General features: G+C 66.6%; 18 protein-coding genes, 1 pseudogene and 2 riboswitches. Of the genes and pseudogenes, 13 read left to right on the top strand and 6 right to left on the bottom strand.

The genetic code is table 11. From position 1 onward, the window contains the following. Positions 1 to 140: 140 nt before the first annotated feature. From deoC to G5S35_RS17030, 8 genes and pseudogenes are all read left to right on the top strand, one after another. A complete protein-coding gene (gene deoC / locus G5S35_RS17065) occupies positions 141 to 1,184 on the top strand; it encodes a deoxyribose-phosphate aldolase (RefSeq protein ID WP_183039254.1) in 1,044 nt (347 codons plus the stop codon). Positions 1,185 to 1,246: 62 nt separating this feature from the next. Beyond that, positions 1,247 to 3,627: pseudogene (locus tag G5S35_RS17060) on the top strand (aldehyde dehydrogenase family protein). Positions 3,628 to 3,721: 94 nt separating this feature from the next. Beyond that, positions 3,722 to 4,210, top strand: a complete 489-nt coding sequence (locus G5S35_RS17055) for an RbsD/FucU family protein (protein ID WP_065065009.1) — start codon at positions 3,722 to 3,724, stop codon at positions 4,208 to 4,210. After that, positions 4,207 to 5,145: a ribokinase gene (locus tag G5S35_RS17050; protein WP_065065010.1), complete on the top strand. Its 939-nt coding sequence runs from the start codon at positions 4,207 to 4,209 to the stop codon at positions 5,143 to 5,145. Before G5S35_RS17055 ends, G5S35_RS17050 begins: the two co-directional genes overlap by 4 nt. 62 nt (positions 5,146 to 5,207) lie before the next feature. Further along, a complete protein-coding gene (locus tag G5S35_RS17045; protein ID WP_065065037.1) occupies positions 5,208 to 6,239 on the top strand; it encodes an ABC transporter permease in 1,032 nt (343 codons plus the stop codon). 100 nt (positions 6,240 to 6,339) lie between these two features. After that, positions 6,340 to 7,344: an autoinducer 2 ABC transporter substrate-binding protein gene (locus tag G5S35_RS17040; RefSeq protein WP_065065011.1), complete on the top strand. Its 1,005-nt coding sequence runs from the start codon at positions 6,340 to 6,342 to the stop codon at positions 7,342 to 7,344. A gap of 106 nt (positions 7,345 to 7,450) precedes the next feature. Continuing rightward, positions 7,451 to 8,971, top strand: a complete 1,521-nt coding sequence (locus G5S35_RS17035) for a sugar ABC transporter ATP-binding protein (RefSeq protein WP_420874532.1) — start codon at positions 7,451 to 7,453, stop codon at positions 8,969 to 8,971. A gap of 106 nt (positions 8,972 to 9,077) precedes the next feature. Then, a complete protein-coding gene (locus tag G5S35_RS17030) occupies positions 9,078 to 10,100 on the top strand; it encodes an ABC transporter permease (RefSeq protein ID WP_420874531.1) in 1,023 nt (340 codons plus the stop codon). Positions 10,101 to 10,169: 69 nt separating this feature from the next. Here the strand turns inward: G5S35_RS17030 and G5S35_RS17025 are convergent, their stop codons facing one another. From G5S35_RS17025 to G5S35_RS17005, 5 genes are all read right to left on the bottom strand, one after another. Next, on the bottom strand, positions 10,170 to 10,901 hold the full coding sequence (locus G5S35_RS17025; RefSeq protein WP_065065014.1) for a DeoR/GlpR family DNA-binding transcription regulator: 732 nt from the start codon (positions 10,899 to 10,901) through the stop codon (positions 10,170 to 10,172). 155 nt (positions 10,902 to 11,056) lie between these two features. Beyond that, positions 11,057 to 13,279 (bottom strand): GAF domain-containing protein, encoded by a 2,223-nt coding sequence (locus tag G5S35_RS17020; protein ID WP_065065015.1) that lies wholly within the window; start codon positions 13,277 to 13,279, stop codon positions 11,057 to 11,059. Positions 13,280 to 13,524: 245 nt separating this feature from the next. Then, positions 13,525 to 14,862, bottom strand: coding sequence for a chloride channel protein (locus G5S35_RS17015; protein WP_183039251.1), 1,338 nt, complete (start codon positions 14,860 to 14,862; stop codon positions 13,525 to 13,527). A 123-nt stretch (positions 14,863 to 14,985) separates the two neighbouring features. Beyond that, positions 14,986 to 15,999, bottom strand: coding sequence for a bifunctional helix-turn-helix transcriptional regulator/GNAT family N-acetyltransferase (locus G5S35_RS17010; protein ID WP_183039250.1), 1,014 nt, complete (start codon positions 15,997 to 15,999; stop codon positions 14,986 to 14,988). 122 nt (positions 16,000 to 16,121) lie between these two features. Further along, complete coding sequence (locus G5S35_RS17005) at positions 16,122 to 16,388, bottom strand: hypothetical protein (protein ID WP_065065017.1); 267 nt, start codon at positions 16,386 to 16,388, stop codon at positions 16,122 to 16,124. A 204-nt stretch (positions 16,389 to 16,592) separates the two neighbouring features. Between G5S35_RS17005 and G5S35_RS17000 the strand changes: the two genes are divergently transcribed. From G5S35_RS17000 to G5S35_RS16980, 5 genes are all read left to right on the top strand, one after another. Next, the gene (locus G5S35_RS17000) at positions 16,593 to 16,847 is read left to right on the top strand and encodes a DUF2934 domain-containing protein (RefSeq protein ID WP_065065018.1); all 255 of its coding nucleotides are present in this window, start codon (positions 16,593 to 16,595) and stop codon (positions 16,845 to 16,847) included. A gap of 105 nt (positions 16,848 to 16,952) precedes the next feature. Continuing rightward, a riboswitch (Fluoride riboswitch) is annotated at positions 16,953 to 17,045 on the top strand. 88 nt (positions 17,046 to 17,133) lie between these two features. Beyond that, the gene (locus G5S35_RS16995; protein WP_110329965.1) at positions 17,134 to 17,511 is read left to right on the top strand and encodes a DUF190 domain-containing protein; all 378 of its coding nucleotides are present in this window, start codon (positions 17,134 to 17,136) and stop codon (positions 17,509 to 17,511) included. A gap of 110 nt (positions 17,512 to 17,621) precedes the next feature. Next, on the top strand, positions 17,622 to 17,990 hold the full coding sequence (locus G5S35_RS16990; protein ID WP_074985996.1) for a DUF190 domain-containing protein: 369 nt from the start codon (positions 17,622 to 17,624) through the stop codon (positions 17,988 to 17,990). Between the two features lie 77 nt (positions 17,991 to 18,067). After that, positions 18,068 to 18,139: riboswitch (Fluoride riboswitch) on the top strand. 79 nt (positions 18,140 to 18,218) lie between these two features. Continuing rightward, positions 18,219 to 19,532, top strand: coding sequence for a voltage-gated chloride channel family protein (locus G5S35_RS16985; RefSeq protein ID WP_110329964.1), 1,314 nt, complete (start codon positions 18,219 to 18,221; stop codon positions 19,530 to 19,532). Between the two features lie 90 nt (positions 19,533 to 19,622). Next, on the top strand, positions 19,623 to 20,093 hold the full coding sequence (locus G5S35_RS16980) for a pyridoxamine 5'-phosphate oxidase family protein (protein WP_183039249.1): 471 nt from the start codon (positions 19,623 to 19,625) through the stop codon (positions 20,091 to 20,093). A gap of 15 nt (positions 20,094 to 20,108) precedes the next feature. Here the strand turns inward: G5S35_RS16980 and G5S35_RS16975 are convergent, their stop codons facing one another. Continuing rightward, a complete protein-coding gene (locus G5S35_RS16975; RefSeq protein ID WP_065065022.1) occupies positions 20,109 to 21,407 on the bottom strand; it encodes a gallate dioxygenase in 1,299 nt (432 codons plus the stop codon). Positions 21,408 to 21,421: the final 14 nt, after the last annotated feature.

Raw genomic sequence — 21,421 nt, 5'->3', positions numbered from 1 at the left:
ACGTTAGCGATACGATTGTAACGAGTATTGTCACGATCGTTTCATCGGTATAGGATGTGTGCAAATAAACCATCACGGTTTGATGTGCATTGCACAAATTCGCTCGCCAGACCGCGCCAGCCTAATCCAGCTCAAAGCGTATGCCTACTGCGTCTGAAGCCTCCCAGCAATCCGTCGTCGCGTTGCGCCACGCCGCGCCCGCCGCGTCTGTCGTGTCCGGCACGCAGGCCGCGCATATCGAGCGCAATCCCGGCACGGCGTTCGACACGGCGTGGATCGACGCGTTGCGCGTCAATCAATCCGCCGTCGAACGCCGCACGGCCACGCTCGGCACACGCCGCGCCGTCAAGAAAGACGCGCAGGCCGCGTGGCTGCTGAAAGCCATCACCTGCATCGACCTCACCACGCTCAGCGGCGACGACACCGAAGGCCGCGTGCGCCGTCTCTGCGCGAAGGCGCGGCATCCGGTGCGCGCCGACCTGCTTGCGGCGCTCGGCATGGCGCCGGAGTCGATCCAGACCGGCGCGGTGTGTGTCTATCACCGCTTCGTGGCGGCCGCCGTCGACGCGCTCGATGGCAGCGGCATTCCGGTCGCGGCGGTCTCCACGGGCTTTCCGGCGGGGCTCAATCCGCACGCGCTCAAGCTCAAGGAAATCGAAGCCTCGGTGGCCGACGGCGCGCGCGAAATCGACATCGTCGTCACGCGCGAATATGTGCTCACGGGCAACTGGCGCGCGCTTTACGACGAAGTGCACGAGTTTCGCGCGGCCTGCGGCGAGGCGCATCTGAAAGCGATTCTCGCGACCGGCGACATCCGCGTGCTGTCGAACATTGCGAAGGCCTCGATGGTCTGCATGATGGCGGGCGCGGACTTCATCAAGACGTCGACGGGCAAGGAAGGCGTGAACGCCACGCTCGACGTCTCGCTCGTGATGGTGCGCATGATCCGCGAGTATCGCGAACACACCGGCGTGCTGGTGGGTTTCAAACCGGCGGGCGGCGTTTCCACGGCGAAATCGGCGCTCGCGTACCAGATCCTGATGAAGGAAGAGTTGGGGCGGCCTTGGCTCGAACCGGAGCTGTTCCGCTTCGGCGCGTCGAGTCTGCTCGCCGATATCGAGCGCCAGCTCGAACATTACGTGAGCGGGCGCTATTCCGCGTTCCATCGCCACCCCGTCGCCTGATCGCGGCGAGCCGCGCGCAGTGATACGCAGTCACACGCAGTCATCTTGACCAGACCACACCGATGAGCGTAGCCGAGTACTTTCGAACGATGGATTACGGTCCCGCCCCGAGGACGATCAGCCGGTGCGCGCGTGGCTCGCGCAGCACGAAGGCGTGTTTGGCCACTTCATCGACGGCGCGTGGCGTGCGCCCGCAGGCGGCGAGCGCTTCGAGGTGCGCGCGCCCGCCACGGGCGAGCCGCTCGCGCAAGTCGCGCAAGGCAACGCCGACGATGTCGCCGCAGCCGTCGCGGCGGCGCGCGCGGCGCAGCCCGCCTGGCAGGCGCTCGGCGGCGCGGCGCGCGCGCGTCATCTGTACGCGCTCTCGCGCATGGTGCAGCGGCACAGCCGTCTGTTCGCCGTGCTCGAAGCGCTCGACAACGGCAAGCCGATTCGCGAAACGCGCGACATCGACGTGCCGCTGGTCGCGCGTCATTTCCTGCATCACGCGGGCTGGGCGCAACTTCAGGATACCGAACTATCAGGCTGGTCGCCGCTCGGTGTGATCGGCCAGATCGTGCCGTGGAATTTTCCGCTGCTGATGCTGGCGTGGAAGGTCGCGCCCGCCATCGCGCTCGGTAACTGCGTGGTGCTCAAGCCCGCCGAATACACGCCGCTCACGGCGCTGCTGTTCGCCGAACTCGCGCATCGCGCGGGCCTGCCGAAGGGCGTGCTCAACGTGGTGACGGGCGACGGCGGCACGGGCGCGGCGCTCGTTGAGCAACCGGGCGTCGACAAGATCGCCTTCACGGGCTCGACCGAAGTGGGCCGCCACATTCGCATCGCCACGGCGGGATCGGGCAAGTCGCTCACGCTCGAACTGGGCGGCAAGTCGCCGTTCATCGTGTTCGACGATGCCGATCTCGACGGCGCGGTCGAAGGCGTGGTCGACGCGATCTGGTTCAACCAGGGTCAGGTGTGCTGCGCCGGTTCGCGCCTGCTCGTGCAGGAAGGCGTGGAAGCGCGCTTCATCGACAAACTCAAGCGCCGCATGAACACGCTGCGCGTGGGCAATTCGCTCGACAAGGGCATCGATATCGGCGCGATCGTCGATCCGGTGCAGCTCGAACGCATCCGTTCGCTCGTGGAAACGGGCAAGCGCGAGGGCTGCACGGTCTTTCAACCGGCGGACGTCGCGTTGCCCGCGGGCGGCTGTTTCTATCCGCCGACGCTCGTGACCGGCGTCGCGCCCGCGTCGACGCTCGCGCAGGAAGAAATCTTCGGCCCGGTGCTCGCGGCCATGAGTTTTCGCACGCCCGAGGAAGCCGTGGCGCTCGCCAACAATTCGCGCTACGGACTCGCGGCCAGCGTGTGGAGCGAGACCATCGGGCGCGCGCTCGATATCGCGCCGCGTCTGCAATGCGGCGTCGTGTGGATCAACGCGACGAATCTGTTCGATGCGAGCGTGGGCTTCGGCGGCTATCGCGAATCGGGCTTCGGGCGCGAGGGCGGACGCGAAGGCGTCTACGAATATCTGAAGCCTGCCGACTGGAGCAAGCTGCCGATGCGCGCGACGCGCGCGCAGAACGCCCAGCGTCAGGAAGCGGGCGTGTCGGGCAATGCGCTCGACCGAACGGCGAAGCTCTTTATCGGCGGCAAGCAGGTGCGTCCGGACAGCGGCTATTCGCATCCGGTCTACGCGCCGAATGGCGAGTGGGTCGGCGAAGTCGGCGCGGGCAGCCGCAAGGACGTGCGCGACGCCGTGGCCGCCGCGCGCGGCGCGCAGAAGTGGACGCAGGCGAGCACGCACAATCGCGCCCAGGTGCTGTACTACCTCGCGGAAAATCTCAGCGCGCGCGCCGAAGAATTCTCGCGCCAGCTCGTGCGCCGCGCCGGTTACGACGCACGCGCGGCCACGCGCGAAGTGGACGCCGCCATCGACCGTCTCTTCAGCTACGCCGCATGGGCCGACAAGTTCGACGGCGCGGTGCATACGCCGCCGCTGCGCGGCGTGGCGCTCGCGATGCACGAAGCGCTCGGCGTGATCGGCATCGCGTGTCCGGACGAAGCGCCGCTGCTCGCGTTCGTGTCGCTCGTCGCGCCCGCGCTGGCGATGGGCAATCGCGTGGTGGTGCTCGCGAGCGAAACGAACCCGCTCGCGGCCACGGATTTTTATCAGGTCGTGGAGACCTCGGACGTGCCCGCGGGCGTGCTCAATATTCTGACCGGCGAGCGCGCGGCCTTGCTACCCGCGCTCGCGAAACACGACGACGTGGACGCGCTCTGGTGCTTCGGCACGGCGGCCGATTCGGCGCTCGCGGAGCGCGAATCGGTCGGCAATCTCAAGCGCACCTTCGTCGATTACGGCAAGCAGTTCGACTGGTTCGATCGCACGAATGCGGGACTGCCGTTGCTGCGTCACGCGGTGCAGGTGAAGAACATCTGGATTCCTTATGGTGATTGAGGGTGACTGAGGCTGATCGACAGTGATTGATTAAGCGGCACGCGAGCGCATAAATACAAACGCGCGTGCCGCACACTCTACGGAGGAGACATTCATGCTGAAGAATCTGGACCCGCTGCTGAACGCCGACGTCTTGCAGGCGCTGCGTGCGATGGGTCATGGCGACGAACTGATCGTCTGCGATGCGAATTTCCCGGCCGACTCCGTCGCACGCGCGACAGTGCTCGGCAAGCTGCTGCGCATGGACGGCGCCGACGCGCCGCGTGCCGTGCGCGCCATTCTCTCGGTGCTGCCGCTCGACACCTTCGTGGAAACGCCCGCGATGCGCATGGAAGTAGTCGGCGAACCGGACACGATTCCCACCGTGCAGCGCGAAGCGCAAGCCGAGGTCGACGCCGCCGAAGGCCGCGCCGTGCCGTTCGCGGGAATCGAGCGCCACGCGTTCTACGCCCGCGCGCGCAAGGCCTATTGCGTGATCGCCACGGGCGAGGCGCGCGGCTACGGCTGCTTCGTCTTCACCAAAGGCGTGATTCTCGCGCCCGATGCGCCGGGCGCAAAGACCGCGCAGGAGCCGGGACGATGAGCGAGCGCGTCGTCATCCTCGGAATCTATGTGACCGATCTCGCGTTTCGCGCGAGCCGCATGCCGGTGATCGGCGAGACCATCGCGGGCTCGGCGTTCGCGATGGGGCCTGGCGGCAAGGGCTCGAATCAGGCGGTGGCGGCGGCGCGCGCGGGCGCGGACGTGGTGTTCTGCACGCGTCTGGGCAACGACGCGTTCGGCGAGATCGCACGCGCGACGTGGGCCGCCGAAGGCATCACCGCGCGCGCGCCGGCCATCGACGGCATGGCGACGGGCGCGGCGCATATCTTCGTCGACGAAACCACGGGCATGAACGCGATCATCGTGGCGCCGGGCGCGGCCGGCACGATGGCCGCCGCCGACGCCGAAGCGATCGAAGCCGATATCGCGGCGTCGCGCGTGTTCGTCACGCAGCTCGAACAGCCGCTCGACGCGGCGCGGCGCGGCCTCGAAATCGCGCGCCGGCATGGCGTGACGACGGTGTTCAATCCGGCGCCCGCGATGGCGCTGCCCGACGACATTTACGCGCTCTGCGATTACGTCACGCCGAACGAAACCGAAGCCGCCGCGCTCACCGGCATCGCCGTGCGCAATGCCGACGACGCGCGCCGCGCCGCCGACGTGTTGCTCGCGAAAGGTGCGGGCGCGGTCATCGTCACGCTTGGCGAGGCGGGCGCGCTGCTGCACACGCGCGAGGCCTCGGTGCTGCTGCCCGCGTATCAATGCGGGCCGGTCGTGGAAACGGCGGGCGCGGGCGACGGCTTCACGGGCGGTTTCGCGGCGGCGCTCGCGCGCGGCGACGACGCGCTCGCGGCCACGCGCTTCGGCTGCGCGCTGGCCGGCATTTCGGTGACGCGGCCGGGCACCGCGCCGTCCATGCCCACGCGCGCGGAGGTGGACGCGATGCTCGCCCGCACGCCCGCCGCGGCGCATTGAAGCGCAAATGAAGCGCAAATAAGGCGCGGCGCGCGCTGACGCACACGCAAAGGATGATGTCCATGAAGGCTTCGTTTTTGGCTCGATGTTTCGGCGACCGGCAACTGAATTTTCTGCTGGCCGTGAATCTGCTCGTCGTGCTGGTCGCCATCGCGATCTCGCACGGCCAGTTCGTCGGCATCGACAATCTGCAGTCGATGGGTTCGCAGTTGCCCGAAGTCGCGCTGCTCGCGCTCGGCATCATGCTGTCGATGCTGTCGGGTAACGGCGGCATCGATTTGTCCGGCGTGGGGCTCGCGAATCTCTCCGGCATGATCGCGGCGCTGATCGTGCCGCATGTTGTGAGCGGCGACGACTCGCCCGTGCTCTACACGGCGCTGTTCTGCGTGATCGTGGTGGGCATGGGCTTGATCGGCGGGCTGCTCAACGGCGTCGTGATCGCGCGGCTCGGCCTCACGCCGATTCTCTGTACGCTCGGCACGCAACTGCTGTTCACGGGCATCGCGGTGGCGCTGAGCAACGGCGCGTCCGTGCACGTCGACTATGTCGAACCGCTCGCGGATATCAGCAACGGCAGCTTCTTTCAGGTGCCGATCTCGTTTCTGCTGTTCGTCGCGGTGGTGATCGTGCTCGGCTGGCTGCTGCGGCGAACGCCCTTCGGTCTGCGGCTCTATCTGATGGGCACGAATCAGCGCGCCGCGTTCTATGCGGGCATTCCGCGCGCGCGCATGCTGATTACCACCTACGCGATGTGCGGCGTGCTCGCGTCGCTCGCGGGCCTCGTGAGCGTCTCGCACACGCTCAGCGCGAAATGGGATTACGGCAATTCGTATCTGCTGATCGCGATCCTGATTGCGGTGATGGGCGGCGTGAATCCGTCGGGCGGCTACGGACGCATCATCTGCGTGTTTTTTGCCGCGACGGTGCTGCAATTCCTGTCGAGCCTGTTCAACCTGATGGGCGTGTCGCAATTCTTCGGCGATTGCGCGTGGGGCCTTTTGCTGCTGCTCTCGCTGGCCTTCGCGGGCGCGGAACGCGTGCGCTCGATCTTCGGACTCGGCGCGGCGCAGGGCGCGCGCAAGCGGCCCGGTTGAAGCGAAGCAGCGCAGGCAAAGCAATACAGCGCGCGGACATCGGGCCTCGGGCGTCCGCCGCCAGACATTTCGGGGCGACAGCGAACAACAAGGAGACAACATGAAGCTCAAACGACTCAGCATGGCGCTCGCGGCGGGCGCACTCGCGGCGGGCACGTTCGCCGCGGCGCAGGCGCAGGACAAGCAGACCATCGTCACGGTGGTGAAAGTGACCGGCATTAGCTGGTTCAACCGCATGGAAGAGGGCGTGAAGGAGTTCGGCAAGGACAATCCGAACATCACCGTCTATCAGACCGGTCCGGGCCGCGCCGACGCCGCGCAGCAACTGAAGATCATCGACGACCTGATCGCGAAGAAAGTGAGCGCGATCGCGGTGGTGCCCTACGATCCGCCCACGCTCGAACCGGCGCTCAAGAAGGCGATGGATCGCGGCATCAAGGTCGTCACGCACGAAGCCGACAACGAGAAGAACACGATGGTCGATGTCGAGGCCTTCGACAACAGCGCCTATGGCGCGGCGCTCAACGACCGTCTCGCGACCTGCATGCACAGCGAAGGCAAGTGGGCAACGCTGGTCGGCTCGCTCGGCAGCCGCTCGCAGGTGCAATGGGCGAACGGCGGCATCGACAACGCGAAGAAGAAGTATCCGAAGATGCAGCTCGTGGAGACCAACCTCGAAACCAATAACGACGGCGAGCGCGCCTATGAAGTCGCGAAGGAAACGCTGCGCAAGCATCCGGACCTGAAGGGCTTCCAGGGTTCGTCGTCGCTCGACGTGATCGGCATCGGCCGCGCGGTCGAGGAAGCGGGCCTGCAAGGCAAGATCTGCGTGTACGGCACGGGTCTGCCGACTGAGGCGGGCAAGTACCTCGAAAGCGGTGCGATCAACGGCATCGCGTTCTGGGACCCGAAGCTCGCGGGCATGGCGATGAACAAGATCGCGAAGCTGCTGCTCGACGGCAAGACCGTGGAGAACGGCGCGAATCTCGGCTTGCCGGGCTACGAGAAGGTGACCGTGTCGAAGGGTCCGGGCAAGGGCATCATCGTGCGCGGCCAGGGCTGGGTGAGCGTCGACAAGTCGAACTACAAGCAATACAACTTCTGATCGCGCGAACTTGAAGTTCGCGTTGAACGCGGCGCGCATTTTTGCTGAGAGGCGAAGCGCGCGCCGCGCGATCTAAGCGAGTGACCGGATCGGGATGAGTGAGGATATGGCTTCGGAACCGTTATTGCAGGTGCTCGGCGTGCACAAGCGCTTCACGGGCGTGCACGCGCTGCGCGGCGTTACGCTCACGTTCGAGCGCGGGCAGATCTATCACCTGCTCGGCGAGAACGGCTGCGGCAAGAGCACGCTCATCAAGATCATCTCGGGCGCGCAGCCGCCCGACGAAGGCGAGATCGTGATCGACGGCGCGCATCATGCGAGTCTGTCGCCGCTCGAATCGCTCGCGGCGGGCATCGAGACTGTCTATCAGGACCTTTCGCTGCTGCCGAACATGAACGTGGCCGAGAACGTCGGCCTCACGGCGGAACTCGCGGAACACGGCGGGCGCCTCTCGCGCACCTTCGACCGGCGCGAACTCGCGCGCACGGCGGCGCGCGCGCTCAACGCGGTGGGCTTGCCCGGCGACGCCGAATTTCAGGCCACGCTGATCGAACAATTGCCGCTCGCGACGCGCCAACTTGTGGCGATTGCGCGCGCCATCGCGAGCGAGGCGAAGTTCGTCATCATGGACGAACCCACGACCTCGCTCACGCAAAAGGAAGTGACGAACCTGATCGCCGTGCTCGCGCAGTTGCGCGCGAGCGGCGTGACCGTGCTGTTCGTGAGCCACAAGCTCGACGAATGCTATGCGATCGGCGGCGAAGTGATCGTGCTGCGCGACGGCCAGAAAGTCACGCAAGGGCCGATCACGAATTACACCAAGGCGCAGTTGAGCGAACTGATGACGGGCCGTTCGCTGTCGACCGAGCGTTATCGCGCCGCGTCGGCGGATGCGAACGTCTTGCTCGACGTGCGCGGTCTCGCGCGCGCGGGCGCGTTTCGCGACGTGTCGTTCACGCTGCATCGCGGCGAGATTCTCGGCATCACGGGGCTGCTCGATTCGGGCCGCAACGAACTCGCGCGCGCGCTTGCGGGCGTCGCGCCCGCGCAAAGCGGCAGCATTACGCTCGAAGGGCAAGCCATCTCGCTGGCCACGCCCGCCGACGCCAAACGCGCGCGCATCGGCTACGTGCCGGAAGACCGCCTGAACGAAGGGCTCTTTCTCGACAAGCCGATTCGCGACAACGTGATCACCGCGATGATTTCCAGCCTGCGCGACCGCTTCGGCCAGATCGACCGTGTGCGCGCCCGCGCGCTCGCCGAAGACACCGTGAAGGAATTGCAGATCGCCACGCCGAACGTGGAGAAGGCCGTGCAGTCGCTCTCGGGCGGCAACCAGCAGCGCGTGCTGATCGGCCGCTGGCTCGCGATCGATCCGCGCGTGCTGATTCTGCATGGCCCGACCGTGGGCGTGGACGTGGGATCGAAGGACATCATCTATCGCATCATGCAGCGGCTTTCGGAGCGCGGCATCGGCATTCTGCTCGTGAGCGACGACTTGCCGGAACTGCTGCAAAACAGCGACCGCGTGTTGATGATGCGTAAAGGCCGCATCGCCGAGGAGCATCGCGCCGAAGGCTTGACCGAAGCCGAGCTGTATCGCGCGCTGCTCGCGGAGGCCGCGTGATGCACGCCGCGCATTCATTGCCGTTTCGTCCGATGTCGTTTCGCCCAATGTCGCTTCGCCCGATGAATCACACGCAGCAGGCAACCGCATGAGCATGAATCAGACCATGAGCACGTCCAACACCGTCGAAGTCGCGCGTCAGTCGCCGCCGCTGAACTGGCGCGCGAAACTCGCGCGCAATCCGGAGTGGTTCACCGGCACGCTGATCGTCATTACCTGCGTGGTCGTGGCGTCGATCAATCCGCTCTTCTTTCAGTGGGCCACGCTGTTCGACCTGCTGCATTCGGCGACCACGACCTCGCTGTTCGCGCTCGGCACGCTCGTGGTGCTGGCGTCGGGCGGCATCGACGTGTCGTTCACGGCCATCGGCGCGCTGACGATGTACGCGATCACCAAGGCCGTGTTCGCCTGGTGGCCCGATGCGCCGTTCGCGCTGATTCTCGTCGCGGGCGCGGTGGGCGGCGTGTTGCTGGGCATGATCAACGGGCTGCTCGTGCATCGTTTGCAGGCGCCTTCGCTGATCGTGACGATCGGTACGCAGTATCTGTATCGCGGGGTGCTGCTGACTTTCGTCGGCACGGTGTTCTTCATGAATATCCCGCACAGCATGGATCATTTCGGGCGCATTCCGCTGATCGCCTACAAGACCGCCGACGGGCTCAACGCGGTGCTGCCCGCGTCCGCGATCGCGCTCGTGCTGGCCGCGCTGCTCACGTGGTGGCTGCTCAATCGCACGATGATGGGACGTGGCGTCTACGCGATGGGCGGCAGCACGGCGATCGCGGAACGCCTCGGCTTCAATCTGCGCGCGATCCGTCTGTTCGTGTTCGGCTATACGGGTTTTCTGGCGGGCGTGGCGGGCATTCTGCACGTCTCGAACACGCGGCTCGCCAATCCGTTCGATCTGGTGGGTTCGGAACTCGACGTGATCGCCGCCGTGATTCTGGGCGGCGCGCGCATCACGGGCGGCAGCGGGACGGTGGTCGGCACGCTGCTGGGCGTGGCGCTCGTCACGCTCATCAATAACGTGCTGATTCTGATCGGCGTGCCGAGCACCTGGCAGAAGGTGGTGATCGGCGCGTTCATTCTGGTTGCGGGGACGTTGTTCGCGCTGCGCCGGCGCGGCTGAGTTTTATCGACGTCGTCAACAAACCAGCAAACGGGCGGCCGTGTAGTGCACGGGCCGCCCGTCGCGCATTCAGGCCTTGCTGCGTTTGCGCGGCGCGGCGCCTTTCTCGGTGATGACCGACGCGAAGTCGCCCATCTGTGCGAATCGCCACGCTTTGACGACGCCGATTTTGCTTGCGTCCGCAACGAGATGGCTTTCGACGGCGCTCGCCATCGCGGCCTGCTTGAGCGCCACTTCGTGGAAATTCCAGCACGTCACGCCGCGCGCTTCGTCGATGCCGCCCGCTGAAATAAAGGCTTTGTTGATGCCCATTCGGCGCAGCATCTCCAGACTTTCGTCGCCCGCGAACGAGTCCGACGACGGCACGTACACGCCGCCCAGCAAGATCATGCGCACGTTGGGCATGCGCCGCAGCACTTCGGCCACGTTCAGCGAATAGCACACGGCCGTGATCTGCAGATGCGCCGGAATCAGGCGCGCGAACGCGGCAAGCGTGGTGCCGCAATCGATGAAAATGGTGTCGTTTTCGGCGATCAGACGCGCCGCATGCGCCGACGCCTGCGCCTTGGCCGCCGCGAAGTGATCCTTCTCGTGTTCGAGCGAATAGCCGGCGGCGTTGGGCACGTGCTCGGCGCTGACGATATAGCCGCCGAGATAGGTAAAGCGCTCGGGATTCGCGCCGATGTCGCGCCGCACGGTCATTTCGGACACGCCGAGCAGCGCGGCCGCGTCCTTCAGATGCATGACGTTGTGTTGGGCGAGCGCGTCGGCGAGCGCCTGCAGCCGGTCGGGTTTGGCCATGTGATCGTCCGCCTTGCGCGCCGGGGAGGGGCGCAAAATCCGTTAGATTTGTATCGATAACTTGATCGGATTATAACAAGGCGGGATGCCCGTGTGACCGCCAATGCAGGTTTGCACGCGTTTTTAAGCGTGTTTTATGCGTGTTAAGGGATGCGTTACGACGTGCGCTCGGGCAGTGCGGAAGCTGCGGGCAACACGATGCGGATGCACGCTTCGTCGTCGCTGAACGCGCCCGTGAGCGTGCCGTCGTGACCCTTGACGATCGCGTGCGCGATATACAGGCCGAGGCCGAGTCCGCCGCGGTTGGACGGATTGTCGAGCGAGCCGCTCTTGAACGGATCGAGCAGCCGTTCGAACGGCGCGGCCGGACGTTCGAGCAGGCGATTGCGGATCTCGATGCGCGGTCCTTCGCTCGTGAGCGTGGCGGCGAGCGTGACGCCTTCGCGCGCGTCGCCGTGCTTGCGCGCGTTGCCGAGCAGGTTGGTGAGCGCCTGCGCAAGCCGGTCCGGGTCGATATAGGCGTTGCCGAGGTCGCCGTCGATGTGCACGTCGAGCATCATGCCCGGATGCGCGAGGCGCGTCTGTTCGGCGACCGATTCGAGCAGCTCGCGCAGCGGCGCGTCCTCGCGCTTGAGGCCGAGCCCCATGCCCGAGCGGATGCGGCTCACGTCGAGGATATAGCCGATCAGCGACTGCATGCGCCGCGTCGAGCCTTCCACGCGCTTGACCGTGTCGTTGCCGGAGGCGAGGCCGCGCCCCATCAGCAGCATCGCCATGTTGATGGTCTGGATCGGATCGCGCAGATCGTGGCCGAGCGTGGCGAGCAGCGTGGTTCTCGCGCGCTCCGATTCGCGCATCTGCACGAGCGCGATTTCCTGCAGGATCGAGCGCAGTTCGCGCGCGGCCAGTTGATCGAATTCGCTCCAGTCGCGGCAACGGCCCGTGACGGTCTGCTTCCAGACTTCGAACGAGCCGCGCGGCGTGAGGCGCGGGCCGTTCGGGCCTTGCGCCACGACCTTGTCGGGCGGCCCGGCCCAATGAATCGTTTCGACCAGTTCGTCGCGCAGCCACACGATCGTGATGCGGCTGTCGCCCTGCATCTGGATCGCGAGGCAGCCCGCCGCGCGGCTCGCGGCGAGTCCTTGCGCGAGCGTTTCGGGCAGCGCGTCGGCGGCGCTCGAACAGGCCAGATGATCGACGCGCGTGCGCGCCATGTGTTGTGCGAGTTCGAGCAGCGTTTCGCGGCATACGGCGTCGGCGTGCTTGCCGCGCAGCACCACTTCGTGATCGACGACGAGCGCGACCGCTTCGCAGTCGACGAGCGCGGCAATGTCGGGCGCGGCGCGCGCGAGTCCGGCGAGCGGCGCGTCGGCTTGCGCGAGTTCGCCGGCGATGCGCGCGCGCAGGTCGTGGATGCGGCGGTCGGCGTCGGCGCGCTGGGTCGCCTCGATCTGGCCGACGAGAATCGACACGATCTGCGTGAGCACCGTCGACGAAAGCCGCACCGCATGCGATGCGCGATAGGGCGTCATGTGATGGCAGGCGAAGAGGCCCCAGAGCTTGCCGTCGCGGATGATCGACACGCTCATCGACGCCGCCACGCCCATGTTGCGCAGATACTCGATATGGATCGGCGAGACGCTGCGCAGCACCGAATGGCTCAGGTCGAACGGCATGCCCGTTTGCGGATGCAGCGGCGGCTCGATCGGCACCGGCTCGGCGTTCACGTCGGCGATCAGGCGGATCGGATTGAGCACGTAGAGGCGGCGCGCCTGCTGCGGAATATCGCTCGCGGGATAGCGCTGCTGCAGGTAGGCGGGCAGGTCGTCGCGCCGGGTTTCGGCGATGACTTCGCCGCTGCCGTCGGCCATGAAACGATAGCCCATCACGCGGTCGAAGCCGGTCATCGCGCGGATCGCTTCGGCAGCGGCTTGCAGCAACTGCCCCACGTTCTCGTGGCGCGCGGCCTGCAAACGCTGGATCGCGCGCTGCGCGAACAGCGCGAACTGCGTGGCGGCCGGCGACTTCAGGCTGATCTGTTCGAACTCGACGACGAGCGTGTCGTCGGTCCAATGCATGATGAGATCGAAGCGCTCGCCCGACGCGCCCTTGCATTCGACGCTCTCGCTCGTCATCTCGCGGTCGGCGAGCGCGGCGCGGATCGTCTGGCGCGAGAGCGGGCTCAAATGAAGGTCGGTGATCGGCTCGCCCAGTTCGGGCACGGCGCCGAGCCACTCGCGCGCGTTGGCGCTGCGCGCGATCAGGCAGCCTTGCGTGTCGAAGCACAGCAGCGCGCCATGCGGCTGGACGCGGCCCAGCAGATGAATCGGCTCGCGGTCGCAGTTCGCGACGATTTCAGCGATTTCGGGCTTGTTCAAGGTCGGGTGGCTTCGGCTCGGACGGACGCGCGCAGAGGGCCTGCGGCTTTCGCGTGACTTTCGCATTGTCCGCGAAGCATGCGCGCGCTGCCAAGGAGAATCGTGGCGCGGGGCGCGGGGCGCGATCCGATGCGCTGCGATTACGTGAGCCGATGCGGCGCGACGAGCGGGCCAGGCGCGATCGTCGCGCGATGCGCTGCGCGATGCGCTGCGGGTGCGAACTGTGGCGCGGCCCGCTGTGTCGCTCAGGCGCCCGTGCGCTCCGACTGCCGCGTGACGAGCGCTTCCGCCTTGCGCGCGGGCGTTTGCGCGGACATCTTCGCGAGCAGGGCGGGCAGCGTGCGGAAGGTCAGCACCGAACCGGCCACGGCGAGCAGCAGCGGGAACAGCAGGTCGTGGCTCGCGTGCGTAAACTCGACGATCAGCACGATCGCGGTGAGCGGCATCTGCATCGACGCGGCGAGGAACGCGCCCGCGCCGATCAGCGCGCACGCGCCGGGCGCCATGCCGGGCAGGAAATGATTCCAGACGCCGCCGAGCACGACCGCGAGCAGCGCGCCGTTCGTGAGGCCCGGCGTGAGCAGGCCGCCTTCGGCGCCCGCGCGCAGCGTCGACGCCTCGATCGCCACCTTGAGCACGAGCAGCGCCGCCGCGAGCCCGATGCCCAGTTCGCCGCCGAACGAGAGCGACGCCGCGCCCTTGCCGTTGCCCGCGAGTTGCGGAAAGACCATCGTGAGCGCGCCGATCGCCGCGAAATTCAGCACCGACAGCACGACGAGATTCACGCCGCGCGGCGCATGGGCGCGCGCGCTCGACGTCAGTTGCACGAAGCCATAGGCGGCGAGGCCGAACAGCGGCCCGCAGACGGCGGCCCAGATCAGCAGCGGCGCGCTCGCCACGAAGGCGGGCACGACGTATTGCTGCTCGTTGCCGAGGCCGCTCCAGGCGACGACGGCGGCGACGGTCGAGGTCACGAGCGCGGCGATCATCGCGCGCGGCGCGAAGGTGCCGAGCAGCACTTCGAGCACGAATACGGCGCCGCCGAGCGGCACGTTATAGACCGCGGCGAGGCCCGCGCCCGCGCCGCAAGCCACGATCAGGCGGCAGTCGTCGCTGGAGAGACCGGCGCGATGCGCGAGGCGTCCGGCGAACAGCGAGCCGATTTCGCGCGGCGCGACTTCGCGGCCGAGCGGCGAACCGAGCGCCACGGTCACGATCTGCAGCAGCGCATGCACGACGGTGCTCACGAACGGCATGCGCGGATCGGCCGAGGCGACCGCCTTGCGGATGTTCACGAGCGGCTTGCCGTAGCGATACAGCGCGGCCCAGCCGAGACCCGCGACGAGCCCGCATGCGCTCAGCACGATCAGACGCCGCAGCGGTGCGGCGGCGCTCACGCCATCGAGAAAACTTTCGTGCCCGACGAGCTGCCCGAGGCTGTAGCCGTAAGAGATGTGCTGGACGAAGTGCAGCAGCAGCGCGAGCGCCATGCCGCCCAGTCCCGCGCCGACGCCCGTCAACACGGTGACGAGCGCGAAGGCGAGCGGTTTGCTGGGTGCGGCGGTGGCGGGACGAGCGTTCATGGCAGCCTGCTTGAGGGCATCGGGTTATTAATTACGGGATAACCCGCATGCTACCGGCTCGCGCGTATGTTTGTGGTGACTTATTTAGATAGATTGATGAGTTTGATACATGGACGCCGCCGCTCAAGCGCTGTGCCGGCTCCGGGTAAAGCGTTGTTCGGTGACTTTCGTGCCCCACTGATCGCCTTCGGCTTCGCTGACGAGTCCGAATCCGAACGATTCGTAAAGATGGCGCGCCGCGTGCAGGCCCTTGAAGGTCCACAAATACGTTTCCTTGAAGCCCGCGTCGTCGACGAATTGCATCGCTTGCGTCATCAGTTGCCGCCCGACGCCCGCGCCGCGCAGGCTGTCGTCGACGATGAACCAGCGCAGGTGCGCGATGCCGGTCGCCAGGTCGCCGTCGATGGCCAGCGAGGCCAGCGCGCGGCCGTTCTCCATGTAGAGCCAGAGCGCCTTGCCGGTGGCGGGCAAGGCGCCCGCGAACGCGGCCAGTTCGGTCGCCACGCGCTGCTCGAAGAACGCGCCGAAGCCCCAGTGCGCCGAATAAAACCGCGCGTGCAGGCTCGCGATATCGCCGATACAGCCTGGCCGGTAGCCGTCGGCGATGGCGCCGTCGCGCGGGGAGTCAGCGGGTTTCGGGTCTGGTTTCGGATCCGACGCCGGGTCGGACTTCTGGTTGGGGTTGTCCTGCGAGAGCGCGTCGGCGTAGAGGGCGAGCGAGCGCACGAGCGCGTGCTGCTCGGACGGCACCATGCGCCGCAGTGCGTGTGAGACCTGATCGGTGGCGAAGCGGTCGATGCGCTGGCGCAGCGTTTCGCCCGCGGGCGTCAGATGCAGCAGCGACGAGCGGGCGTCTTCGGTGGAGGCGGAGCGCTGCACGAAACCGGCCGCTTCGAGTCGCGCGACCTGGCGGCTGGTGTTCGATTTGTCGAGACGCAGGATCTGGCCGAGATCCTTTGCGCTGATGCCGGGCGTCGCGCCGATCTCGATGACGGCGTGCACGGCCGAAGGCGCGAGGTCGCTATCGGCGAGTGTTGTGCGCATAAAGCCCAGTTCGCGCACTAATTTCCGCGAAAAATCGCGTATTTCGAGAATCGTGCTATCTCGGGGTGTGACGGGAACATCGACGAAATCCATGGCGCGACTCGCATTGACCAGTGTGAACCGTCAATATAGTTGCGAGTCGCAACCAATTCAAGCGGCAAATTGGCGGCGGGCGTCGAGTGGCGTCGAGCAGCGTGGATGAGCGTCCGCGCGCCTTAGCTTTGCCCCGAATGGCGCAGCCGTTTGAGCACGAGCACGCAGAGCGCGGGCAGATGCACGACGCCCATGCCCGTGGCGATGACGGCCCACGGCGGCGCGGCGGGTCCGGCCAGCATCGCCGACATCACGCCGAACGCGAGCCCGACGAGCAGCAGCACCGCGTGGGCGATCACGCGTTTGCGCAATCCGGCCGTGTAGCGCGGCAGGGTCACGTGGACCCAGGCGACGATCAGCAGGGCAACGGTGGTCACGGCGGCAAACATGCGATTTTTCTACCTTCTTTGCGTTCGATAAACGGGAGTGGCGGCGTTCGTTGCGTTCGTAGCGTCCTTCAGGAAGCTTCACGCCGCGTCTCAAACCCAACGTATAGCGTGTTCCACGCGATGCCGCAACGCGCGCAGGCGGGCATCGCGATTGCGCTGAACGGGCAGTGAGAGGTCGCGAGCTTTCAACGGAGGTCAGCCATCATGAACGACGAACGCGAAGAACGCATCCGCCGCCGCGCGTATCAGCTTTGGGAAGACGACGGTTCGCCCGAAGGCAAGGCCGACGAATATTGGGGCCGCGCCGAAAAGCAGGTCGCCGCCGAATACGATGCCGAGGGCGAAGTGTCGGACGTCGCCACCGATCAGGCGTCCAAGCGCCGTCACGCCGGCGCGCCGCTTCAGGAGGCGGATGTGATGCCGCCCGCCGAACTCGCGCGCGACAAACGGCGCGGCTGACCGGCTTCCTCGTCTTCTGACTGCGCGACGCGGTCCGCACGACCGCCGTACACGCTTGCCCGCCGAGCCGTTCGCGCGAACGGATGCCAGGCACGGGTGCTAAACTCGTGCGCAGGAGATGGCATTCCTCCTGCATTTTCCCCAACCGCCGGACCGGCAGCGCTGCTTCCTGCTCCGGCTGATGATGCCTGCGAGTCCTGGGTCGGGACGCCGCGGGCTTGCGCCTGGCGTGTCACCGCCCAGCGTGTTCAGCGCATCGACCATCGCGCACGCGTCGGAGAGAGCCATGCAAGGCAGCCAGCTGACCATTTACGTAGCGAACCAGACCCATCGCGTTCATCACCTTCCCATCGTCGAATGGATACTCGACGAAGCACGGCAAGCCGATATTCCCGGCGCCACGGTCGTCCCGGTGGCCGAGGGCATCGACACGCAGGGGCGCTATCATGCGGCGCGTTTCTTCGAGCTCGCGGAGCAATCGGTGGCGATCGCCCTGATTGCCGACGATGCGCGTATCGACGCGTTGCTCGGCAAGCTTGCGGGCGCCGGCGTGCGTCTGTTCTATACGCGCGCGCCGATCGAATATGACTCGCTGGGCGAGAACGCAAGCGACGACCGAAGCGCCGACCAAGGCGAAAACGCAAACGAGCGCGGTTCGGCGTGATCATCGCGTAGAGCGGATTGGCGAACCCGGCGCGAACGTCCGCGCAGCGGCCGGTGAACTAGAATGGAAACGTATCCCGCAGGCATTCCGCCACGCGGGCGAGGCGCGTCATGCACGGCTATCAGCTCACGTTCTACACCGAACAGAATTGCCACCACGGTCATCGGACCGTGTGCGAATGGCTGCTGCACGAGGCGAAGCAACTCGGCATTCAGGGCGCGACCGTGATCCATTGCGCGCAAGGCACCGGCCACGCGGGCGAGCATCACGCGGCGCACCTGCTCAAGCTCGCCGACCAGCCCGTGCAGATCATGCTCGCCGTCACCGAGGACGAAGCCGAGCGTCTGCTCGACGCCGTCAAGGCCGCGCAGGTGAAGGTGTTCTACACGCGTTCGCCGGTCGAGTTCGGTCTGATCGGCGAACACGCGGCGCCCGCCGCGACGAAGCGCTTCGCGCTGTTCGGGCGCAAGCCGCACTGAGTCCGCGAACCGGCTTCACGGCTTCATCCGCCGCAATTTGATCAGTTGCGGCGCGCAGGCTTGTCGCATAAAATCGCGGCACTTTCGGAGATGGCATTCTTCCCGTAACCGCACCGCTTCCCGGCGGCGCTGATGATGCCTACGAGTTCCTGGGTGCAGGAGGTCGTGGGCCGTCCATGCGACGCCTCCTGTCGCCCGGGTTTGACGTCGACTCAAACCTGGATTGCAATGAAATACCTGAAGTCTCTCGAATCGTTCGCGATGGTTGTGTACCTCGCGCGCTGGCTGCTGCTTTCCTGCGTGCTCGGCGCGCTCGCGGGCACGGCCTCGGCGGTGTTCCTATTCGCACTCGATCTCGCGACCGGCACGCGCGTCGCGCATCCCTGGCTGCTGTGGCTCTTGCCGTTCGCGGGTCTCGCGACGGGCTGGGTGTATCTGCGCTTCGGCCAGTCGGTCGAAGGCGGCAATAATCTGCTCATCGACGAAATCCACGATCCGCAGAAAATCGTGCCCAAGCGCATGGGGCCGCTGGTGCTGGCGGCGACCGTCGTTACGCATCTGTTCGGCGGCTCGGCGGGGCGCGAGGGCACGGCGGTGCAGATGGGCGGCGCGCTCGCCGACCGCATCACGCATCTGCTCGGGCTCGGCCGCGAAGATCGCCGCATTTTGCTGATGGGCGGCATCGCGGCGGGTTTCGCGTCGGTGTTCGGCACGCCGCTCGCGGGCGCGATTTTCGGGCTCGAAGTGCTCGCCATCGGCCGCTTGCGCTACGACGCGCTGCTGGTCTGCGTGGCGTCGGCGCTGGCCGCCGATCAGGTGTGCCGCCTCTGGGGCATCGAGCACACCGTTTATACGATTCCGTTCGTGCCGCACGCGTCGGCGGCCGGACTGGCGTCGGCGATCGTCGCGGGCATCGCGTTCGGTCTCGTCGGCATGCTGTTCGCAGATTCGACGCACGCGTTGTCCGCGTTCGTGAAGCGCAAGATCGCCTGGGCGCCCGCGCGGCCCTTCGTGGGCGGCGCCGTCGTCGCGGTGGCGGCGACGGCGCTCGGCGTGCCGCAGTTTCTCGGGCTGGGCATTCCGACCATCGTGCAGGCGTTCCAGCAGCCGCTGCCGGTCTACGACTTCGCGGGCAAGTTCGCCTTCACGGTTGTCACGCTCGCGTCCGGCTTCAAGGGCGGCGAGGTCACGCCGCTGTTCTATATCGGCGCGACGCTCGGCAACGCGCTTGGCCACGTGCTCGCGCTGCCGATGCCGGTGCTGGCGGGGCTCGGTTTCGTCGCCGTGTTCGCGGGCGCGGCCAATACGCCGATCGCCTCGACGGTCATGGCGATCGAGCTGTTCGGCGCGGATATCGGCGTGTACGCGGCGCTGGCCTGCGTGGTCGCGTATCTGTTTTCCGGGCACACGGGCATTTATCGCGCGCAACGCGTGGGGCAGGCGAAGCATCCGCTGCTGCCGGCGGGCGTGCGGCTTTCGGAAATTCCGGCGCTGCGCCGCGCGCGTCGCGACGAGGCGCGTGCCGCGAGCGAAGTGAACTGAAGTGAAGGAAGCGCCGGGCGTTTGACGGCGCGGCGCGTATCGCGTCAAAAGACGCGAAAATGGCGAGAGACTGTGAGCAAGGAGAAGTCGATGGACAAGCCGGAAGCGATCAACAGATTGCCCGACGCGGTGTGCGCGCGTTTCGACGGCACGCATCTCGATGCGGCGACGGGCGAGGCGATCCGCCTCTCGACGGTTGCCGCCGACGGCTGGCCGCACGGCGCGCAACTGAGTGTCGGCGAGATCCTCGCGGTGAGCGCGAGCGAATTGCTGATCGCGATCTGGCCGCAGTCGAACACCACGCGCAATCTGCGGCGCGACGGCCGTCTGACGCTCTCGCTGGTCCACGACGGCGCGATGCTCGAAATTCGCGGCGAGGCGAGCGAACTCGCCCAGTCGCTGCTCGATCTCGCGGTGTTCCGCGTGCGCATCGTCTCGGTCGACGGACATCGCGCGACATACGCCGAGGTGCTCAACGGCGTGACGTATCGCCTTCACGAACCGGAGAGCGTGCTCGCGCGCTGGCGCGAGCAGATTGCGAAGCTGCGCGCGATTATCTGAGCGCAGCGCGGCGGTTTAGTCCTGCTTGTCCGCTTCGGACCACGAATCGGCTTCCTTCGTGTCGCCCGTCACCGAATACAGCACCTGCGTGTTGCGCGTCTTGAGGAAATCCTCGAGCGCTTCGCCGCGCATCGCCGCGTAAATGTGCAGATTCGAGGTGCCGACCACCGCGCCGAGTTTCTCCAGCATGAAGAAAATCACGCCGTAGTGGATCAGCCCGCGCCAGTCGCGGCGGCGCACCAGATCGCGTTCTTCTTCGCTCAGGCCTGCGGCTTCGAAGGTGCTTTCCGGATCCTCCAGGAAGGCGCGGCGATGCGATGCGTCGATCAGCTCGTGCAGATATTTATTGAGCCGATACGCCTTCACGCTCGTCGCCACATCGAACGGATAGGTGCCCGTAAGCGTCTGCGCGCCGTCGAGCTGACGCGCCATGTGCGCGCGATGGCGCGCCTGCGCCTCGCCCGGCAGCGCCGCCGCCGTGTTTTCGAGCACGAGCGTACCGATGCCCGTCATCGACGGCAGGTAGTAGCCGCTGTGCACCTTCTTCACGCTGGACGCGAGTGCGCCGCGCATGATCAGCCACATGATGACTTCCGCGCCTTCGAGGCCGCCCAGTTCGGCGTACTCGGCGTGCGTGAGTTCCGCGAGCGCTTCGGGGTCGTTCGCGATGGCGTCCATGAACTGATGGTCCCACGGCACGTTGTTGAAACCCGCGCGCTCGCCGTGAACCTGGTGCGAGAGGCCGCCGGTCGCCATCACGACGACGCGCAGATCCTCGGGATAGCTTTCGACCGCGCGGCGCAGCGCCTGGCCGAGCCGGAAGCAGCGGCGCGCGCTCGGAATCGGGAATTGCAGCACGCCGACCTGAAGCGGCACGACGCGCACGGGCCAGCCTTGCGCGTCGTGGTCGAGCAGCGCCGACATCGGCGAAAAGAAGCCGTGATCGAGCGGCTTGTCCTGGAAGAACGCCATGTCGAATTCGTCGGCCACGAGGCTGCGGGCGATGTGCTGCGCGAGCTGCGTATCGCCGCCGATGGCGGGCAGGGCGCGCGCGCCGCCGCCTTCGTCCGCGACTTCATAGCGCTCGCCGATGCCGAGCGCGAACGCCGAGTAATGATCGAAGAAGAACGAGGTGACGTGGTCGTTGTAGACGTAGACGATGACGTCCGGCTTCTGCTCGCGCAGCCAGCGCTTGACCGGTTCGAAGGTCGCGAAGATGGGCGCCCAGGCCGGGTCGTCCTGTTTGTGCGCGTCGAGCGCGAAACCAATGGTGGGCGTATGCGAAACGGCGATGCCGCCGACGATCGTGGCCATGAGTCTCCTCCTGC

The organism is Paraburkholderia tropica (assembly GCF_014171495.1).
Classification (GTDB): Bacteria; Pseudomonadota; Gammaproteobacteria; order Burkholderiales; family Burkholderiaceae; genus Paraburkholderia; species Paraburkholderia tropica.
This window is presented reverse-complemented; position numbering and strand designations above follow the sequence as displayed.